Annotated in this window: 5 protein-coding genes, 2 pseudogenes and 2 other annotated features; of the genes and pseudogenes, 2 read left to right on the forward strand and 5 right to left on the reverse strand. The window is 33.7% G+C overall.

Features of this window, described 5'->3' with window-relative positions:
- Positions 1–141 precede the first annotated feature (141 nt).
- Positions 142–377: a binding site (T-box leader), on the reverse strand.
- Positions 378–431: 54 nt separating this feature from the next.
- Positions 432–668: a binding site (T-box leader), on the reverse strand.
- 107 nt (positions 669–775) lie between these two features.
- A complete protein-coding gene (locus tag DN394_RS24550) occupies positions 776–4,255 on the reverse strand; it encodes a DUF4020 domain-containing protein (RefSeq protein WP_179953665.1) in 3,480 nt (1,159 codons plus the stop codon).
- A gap of 179 nt (positions 4,256–4,434) precedes the next feature.
- Between DN394_RS24550 and DN394_RS24555 the strand changes: the two genes are divergently transcribed.
- A complete protein-coding gene (locus DN394_RS24555) occupies positions 4,435–4,872 on the forward strand; it encodes a YndM family protein (protein WP_001013096.1) in 438 nt (145 codons plus the stop codon).
- Between the two features lie 124 nt (positions 4,873–4,996).
- Here DN394_RS24555 and DN394_RS29555 read toward each other — a convergent pair whose 3' ends face one another.
- The 3 genes and pseudogenes from DN394_RS29555 to DN394_RS24565 form a co-directional block, all read right to left on the reverse strand.
- Positions 4,997–5,527 carry a cysteine hydrolase family protein gene (locus tag DN394_RS29555; RefSeq protein ID WP_243707039.1) on the reverse strand — a complete coding sequence of 177 codons (531 nt, stop codon included), beginning with the start codon at positions 5,525–5,527 and terminating at the stop codon, positions 4,997–4,999.
- Between the two features lie 15 nt (positions 5,528–5,542).
- Positions 5,543–6,076 (reverse strand): annotated as a pseudogene (locus DN394_RS29560) (GNAT family N-acetyltransferase); the annotation flags it as partial.
- 13 nt (positions 6,077–6,089) lie between these two features.
- A pseudogene (locus DN394_RS24565) lies at positions 6,090–6,395 on the reverse strand (YfzA family protein).
- A 100-nt stretch (positions 6,396–6,495) separates the two neighbouring features.
- On the opposite strand from DN394_RS24565, the gene DN394_RS24570 reads away from it, so the two are divergent.
- Positions 6,496–7,017: a kinase gene (locus tag DN394_RS24570; protein ID WP_149294342.1), complete on the forward strand. Its 522-nt coding sequence runs from the start codon at positions 6,496–6,498 to the stop codon at positions 7,015–7,017.
- A gap of 51 nt (positions 7,018–7,068) precedes the next feature.
- Here DN394_RS24570 and DN394_RS24575 read toward each other — a convergent pair.
- Positions 7,069–7,690, reverse strand: a 622-nt coding sequence (locus DN394_RS24575) for a 3D domain-containing protein (protein WP_255258670.1), incomplete at its 5' end; no start/stop codon positions are given.

A 7,690-nucleotide genomic window follows, 5' to 3' on the forward strand; every position in this document is an offset into this window, starting at 1 on the left:
CTATTTTCTGAACTGATAAATTATACAAAATTTAAGTGGAATCGATACCTCTTCTTATTTTAAACGAATACTTACTATAAGGACACTATCAACTCAATCAAAACCCACTTTTTTGTACAAAAAATCCCTACTGATCCAATCAGTAGGGACGATATTTATCGCGGTACCACCCTAGTTGTAGACTTATTTCGTCTACCTCTCTTCATTGTTAACGATCATCTGACCGTCTTTCCCTTCATAAAGACAATACTATCTTTACTACGAAAAAGATGCTCTAGGACTGTAATTCGCTCTTGTTTTTGTACTGGTTCGCACCAACCACCAGCTCTCTGTTACAGGGAAACAACAACTACTGCTTTTCCTTTCAACGCATATATATTTAATTTTCAAGTTAGACCACTAAAATACAAAAAGTCCCTACTGAATAAATCAGTAGGGACGATATTTATCGCGGTACCACCCTAGTTGTAGACTAACTTTCCGTCTACCTCTCTTCACTGTTAACGATCAATTGACCGCTTTTTCTTCATAAAGACAATACTATCTTTACTACGAAAAAGATGCTCCAAGACTGTAATTCATGATTATCCCTGTACTGGTTCACACCAACCACCAGCTCTCTGTTACAGTAAGATTAACCACTACTGTGATCTCTTCATTGCACTTTGTTTATTCAAATGTTTTTGAAATTGAATAAGTATGATTCGTATTATAGAACGCTTTTTAAAACACTGTCAACAACTTTTTATATTTTTTTTAAAATTCCACTTCCGCCCTACATTTCTTCTTGTAAATTATCCATAACAATTCCGATGCGAATTATCTCATTATCTATTGCATTTAATACATATTTTTCTACTCCATACTGGATTAATATTTCTTTTATTTGAATGATTTCAGTTTCAAGTAAATCGGCTTCTTGAAGCGTTTGTAGTAAAGTGAAAAATACATTTGCATACAATTCTTTATACATTTTTATACTCTCTGTCTTTTCAAGTATTTCATTAAACAACTGTTTTAACTCCGTTTGATTCCCTTTTCCAACCAAACCTGAAAATGTTTTTATTATAGATAATCCTCTTTCTACTATTTCATCCATAAATAAAATAATACGCAAAAGCATTACATATTCTCTAGCTGTAATTTCACCCATTTTCGGTCGCTCTCGCAAAAATACACTGAGCCAAGATGCCCAAAATTTTTGTTGTTCTTTTGCACTTAACGTTTTGACGTAATAGCATAAAAACTGCATAAATTTAATTTTATTTTCTTCATTTTCTTGTATAAGCAATGGGTATAGCCAATCCGTTTTTTGCTCCCAATACAGTACACATTTAATAAATACAAAACTAAGCCATTTCAAGAAAGCTTCCCTCGTATGCGGATGCAATACTTCCAAATGTTCTACCGCATACTTAATAAATCGCTTCATCTCTGTAAATAAAGGTAAATTGATTTGCGTGTAACATAAGCCTGCCCATGCATATTTCGTAATCTCATTTTCTTTCTTTAAATCTAAGCACGGTAGCAAATATTTTCGGCACCATTGTTTCTCAATATGATAAAGAAATGTTATATCCGCTACTAAACGAGCTAACATAAAATTTGTCCGTTCTTTACTAACTCTTACTTGTTCTTCAAATAAAAATAAATATTCATATACATTACGATCGTATAAATGATCATATGATAACAGTTTTAATAATACAGCTGTCATTTTCCCAACAGGATGCTGGATTGATTCATTGTAAAAATCTTGTTTTCCAAGTTTAAAATCTGTATCACTTTTCATTACTTGAGGGAATACCGAAAAAGCAAAACGTTTCACATTGCGTATACTATTTTCCTCTAACTCTTCTAATCGATTACTAATCTCATATAGAAAGCTACTAATTAACCAATGAAAAGCAGTATTTCTAACAAATTTCTGTAATAGCGGAATTACTTTTTGGATTTGTTCATTTGTCAATCCTCGATTATTTCGCCACTCTCTAATACAAACAAACCATACTTCATTACTTATTTCGTGCATACCAACTAATTGATAGGCAAATGAAATACTCCATTCTGTATTCAACTTACATGCTTTCGATAACATCTCTAAAAAATGGCGTTGTTCAAAAACACCATCTTGAGAAAATTGACGAACTTGCTTCATAATTTCATCGTCTTTCAACTGCAATAATCCATCAGCAGTTACATTACAAGTAATACTTTGATCTGCCGTCTCTTTCTTTTGTACACTATATCGATCAGAATGAAAGTGAGGATGTTTTTGCTTCATTAACTCATAACCTTTTGCTGTAGATGGACTATTCGAATCACAAGTGAATAATAAATCTAAAACTAAACAAGCATCAAATGCTCTCTCCTCTGCTAGTTCCTTCAATACAATTTGAATAACCTCTTCCTTTGTTTTTTCTAAAGAGTGTGCGAAATGATTTTTTATAAGTTGAAAAACTTCGTGTTTATACGTGACATCTAAAAGAAGTTCTTCCTGTAACAACCATTTCATTTTGGCATCGGCGCTAACGAATATATTTTTATTCATCGCATCAATTGCAATTCGGTTCTGAAGCATGCTGTTTGCTTCTATCATTTCTGTAATATAATAATTTGCTTTTTTTTCATTATTTTCACACAAATAGGCTAAACACTCTTTTACAATTTGAATTAAAAATGCAAGATCATTTTGCTGAACCTCTTTTCCAACATTTTCCTTATCCTTTTTTTTCAGTGCCGTTTGTCGTAGTGATAACATTCGCATCTTCTCTATTCCCATCATCATAATTGGTACGGCGTAATAGGAAATATGAGGTTTCATCTTCTCATTCCAAATTTGCTCCACATAAGAAAATGTAGACACTGGTAAACGACTCGATTCCTCAAGTTCTATTGATTCTTGCGTATCATTTCCCCATTTTCTTTCCCGCTTCAATTTCAGTTTTCCGTCCAAAATAAACGTTAGTAATAATAAAGCAATTTCTTTATGCTCAGGAAAAGAACATTTTTGCAGTAAGCAAGCAATTTTTTCAATAGATTTACTATCTTTTTCAGCTGTTTCTAATAAAAGAAGTGTCCATCTTGCAAACAACAACGGGTCCATTTTAATTTTCGTTTCGTTTAAGTAGCTACAAATTGTTCTCCATAATAACGGAGATATTTTAGAATGATTTTTAAAAATTAATTGAAATAATTCTTTTTGATGACTAAAAAGAAATTGTTCCACCAACCATTCTGCAAGTAATTCATCTACCTCATTATCGTTTGATGTAACTAAAAATAAATTTTGTAATTTCCCTTCTGCTTCAAGCCATTCCACCCATTCATAATCATGAGCAAATTCAACAAAGTAGCGGACTGTTTCAATTTTTTTTATGGATTGTTTTATGTATGATAATTGTTCCTGCTCTACTGACGGTGGAACTGTTACTATGTCACGAATTCGCATTCGTTTTGTAATATAATTATCTCCCATTAATTCTGCCCATCGCTTCACTGCTTTAACAAGAGATTGATGATTATTACCTTTATTCGGGTATACAATCGGCCGTATTCCTAAATGCTCCCAATGGTACGTATTTTCCCCTTGTGCGACAAATGCATAACGCCTTGTACTTGGCGGTAAACCAGTAGCCAAATATTTCATTACTGGGTCATTATGGCTATATCCAACGAATAAAACAGTATAATTCGAGAATAAATCAACTAAAAACCTTCTTGCCCAACCTTCGGTCAAGTAAGCCCTTCCAAAATCACCATCTGTTAAAATTAAAGCTTCTTTCTCTTGTTCTATATTGCCATGTATGTAAGCGAGTCCTTTAAACGCTCTACCTGTAGGTAACGCAGGTGCGTAATATACGTTTAATTCTCTATTCATTTCTTTCATCGCAGTTGTAAAATGCCGATCAAAATTTGTCGTGACAATGCGGACTTCCGTATCTAAAGGAAACAACCTCGGAATTGCATAATGAAGCGGATTCGGCTTTGATTTTTCAATATGAACTAAATCTCTTGCAACTTGATGTATATCTTTTGTTTTCGCAATTTTACCAAGATAATAATCATGAGGTTCTGTTATTTCACGCGTTTCTACATATAACGTTTTCGCAATCTCATCAACTAGATCATCAAAATTCGGTAAGTTTGATTTCCCTTTCATAGAAACTCCCGCTCCAACAAATAGTACTAACTTTCCTTGTTCAAGATGATCAATTAACTCCTCTGGAATTTCTACTTCTGAAGTAATCCACATCATGGATTCCCCCTTACCTAAAAATGTCATATACTCTCATTTTACTATAACATTTTTTCTTTATTTTTTTAATATTTAGACAAAAATGAACATGAAAAAGTTTTATGTAAATATATTCGTTACAATGTATGAACTCCTAAATTTATTGTAAAACTATGTATAAATCGGAGGTGTAAATATTGAATGGTTTTACTGTAGTACTTATCAAATTTATATCGTGCATTATCGCATTTAGTATTGGACTCGCTTTATTTTTCCCTGCAACGTTCGTCCAAATTATTTCATTTAGTCTCTTTGTTACAATCGTTTCCTATATGTTCGTCGATAAAATCATATTAAACCGAATAGGCAATACCGGTGCCATTATGTCGGATTTCTTACTAACGTATTTAAGCGTATGGATTTTCGGTAATATTTTATTAGACAATTACATGCAAATTGCATGGGGGAGTTTCCTTTCCGCTACTGTCTTTACATTATCTGAAGTAATCGTTCATCGCTTTTCTAACTCACACACAAGGCACAACAACGATAACATTCATATTAATCGCCGCTTTGCATATGGTACGGAATTTGCTGAAGAACAGAATGTATTGGATAAAGATAAGAAGAAATAACATTTTGATGCAGGAGCGCCCTTTTTAATTATGTGGTGCTCCTTTTGTGTATTTTCATTATGTTATGGTATGTGAAATTATAAGAACAATTTTTTTAATATATCTTATAATAAAAAACTGCCTCTTATTTAGAGGCAGTCACTTTCAAATCTTTTAACGCAACAACATTAGCAAACGCTCCAAACACTACATTATGATGCTTTACAATGTCTTCCGCACGTAACACGTCTGTATTAAACGTACTATGTGCATCACTCACTAACGTTACTTTATAACCTTCACTAAACGCTCTTCGCGTTGTCGTATCCACACAGTACTCTGTTTGCATTCCTGAAATAATAACGTGTTCAATGCCTTTTTCTTGTAATACTTCGTTTAAGTTTGTCTTATGGAAAGAATCTGGCGTCGTCTTTTCAACGATACGATCCCCTTTTTGCGGAGCAATCGCCTCATGCACTTTCCAGCCCTCTGTACCTTTTTCTAACGGATGATCTTTTGGTCCGTTATGTTGTACATAAATAACTGGAATATCATTTGAACGACATTCCCCAATAAGCTCTTGCAATATTTCTAAAAACTTTTCCCCATTATGTACTGGCATTCCTGCTGTATACATACCTGCTTGCACATCAATTACTAGTAATGCTTTTTTCATTTCGCGCAGCTCCCTTTGTTTGTATTCTATCATCCAACAATCTTCTAATTTCCCCTCATGCAGCTCATGTTCCTTTAATATCTTCACTTTTTTAAAGCCGCATTTTTCATAACATTTTATCGCACGTTCATTATTTACTTTCGGATCCATTGCGATTGCTTCTGCTCCCCTGTTCTCCATAATATATGTAATTGCTGCCTGAACGAGTTTCGTTCCAATTCCTTTTCCCCAATAAGTCAGCTCTCCGATAAATTGATCCATTCCCCATACATTTTGTGATTCTTCATAGCCATATAATGTTTTCCACTCAGAATCAATTGGGTACATTTGTATGTAACCAATTGGAACAGCATCAAACTCTATTAAACATCTTTTTTCATGACTATTTGGATTATGTATGAAATGATTCAGTACCATTTCTACAGATTGCGGATTATCGCGTCCTTCGTAATACCGCAAGACTTCTGGGTCTGTTAACCATTTTGAAATGATTGGTGCATCCTCTTCTATTACGTATCTAATCGATATATTATCTTTTTGAAATAGCATATAGTACCTCTTTTTAATTATTTATATTTTTTCTTGTTGTGACATCATTCATTGCACCTATTAGTGCATATGGTAACAATGTAATCGCAAAAAGAGCTGTAAACACATTAAAATGAGGAATTTCATATAGAGTGAACCATTCCGTGAAAAATCAGGAATGTAAAATTCTATTTAAAAACTCTCCACTTGGCTTAAAATTTGGTGCCCATCCTGTAATCTGACAAATAATAAATAGTAATTGAACAATTATAAATACCCCTAAATAACGAAACCATGTCCGTTTCTATATAGGGTGTGTATTCTTTAATGTATCTTCCATCTAGCCCCCTCCTTTAAATATCCATCATATTGAGTATACACTTTCTTTACTTCATTTGTTAAAATCTTCTATATAATCATTCACGCTGGGGGAATTCATTATGTCTAATCCTATACTTACTACATCCACTTTAATCATTCTTAGAGGAAACTCCGCAAGTGGTAAAACAACAATCGCAAAGCAACTACAAGAGCATTTCGGACAAGGTACACTTTTGGTATCTCAGGATGTTGTCCGTAGAGATATGCTTAGAGTACACGACACGATGGGTAATTTATCACATGATTTACTATTTGAAATTACGAAGTACGGAAAAGGAAAATGTGAGTTTGTTATTTTAGAAGGTATTTTAAACAGTCGTAGATACGGTAAAATGTTGAAAGAATTAATACATTATTTTGAAGGAAACGCTTATACATACTACTTCGATTTATCATTAGAGGAAACAATACGACGACATAATACAAGAGAAATACGCCATGAATTCAGTGAGGATTCATTACAAAAATGGTATAATCCACACGATACAATCGAAGTTTCTAGAGAAACTGTTTTTACAGATAACTTCAAACAAAAAGATATATTTGATGCGATTCTTAATGATGTTGTGATACAAAAATAAGACCGACAGAATATGTCAGTCTTATTTTCGTTATGTTATATTCTATATTTATTATAGAATTTTCACTTTAACAGTTTGTCTTCCCCAATTCATAGCTTTACTTTTTGAGCCCATTAAAACATCAATACGATTTCCTTTAATAGCACTTCCAGTATCACCAGCTATTGCTTCGCCATAACCTTCTACCCATACTTTAGATCCTAATGGGATTACTTTCGGATCTACTGCGATAATTCTCATATTCGGATTAGCCGTTAAATCATGCCCCATCGCAGTTAAAACGCGTCCACCATATGTACCATTTTCACTTGGATCAGCAGTATATGCAGTCGCTACTACCGTTAATTCACGTTTAGCAGACTGTATGTTATTTTTAGACTCTTCTTTTGCTTTTGCTATTTCTCTTGCTTTCGCTTCTTCCTTAACCTTGGCTATTTCTCTTGCTTTTGCCTCTTCCTTAGCCCTTGCTATCTCTTGGGCTTTTGCTTTTTCTTTAGCCTTCGCTATTTCTTGGGCTTTCTCTTCTTCTTTAGCCTTCACTATTTCTTGGGCTTTTGCTTCTTCCTTAGCCTTTGCTATTTCTTGGGCTTTTGCTTTTGCCCCTTCCTTAGCCTTCGCTATTTCTTGGGCTTTCTCTTCTTCCTTAGGCCTTACTACTTCTTGTACTTTCACT

The organism is Bacillus sp. BB081, from assembly GCF_008368895.1.
Lineage (GTDB): Bacteria > Bacillota > Bacilli > Bacillales > Bacillaceae_G > Bacillus_A > Bacillus_A wiedmannii.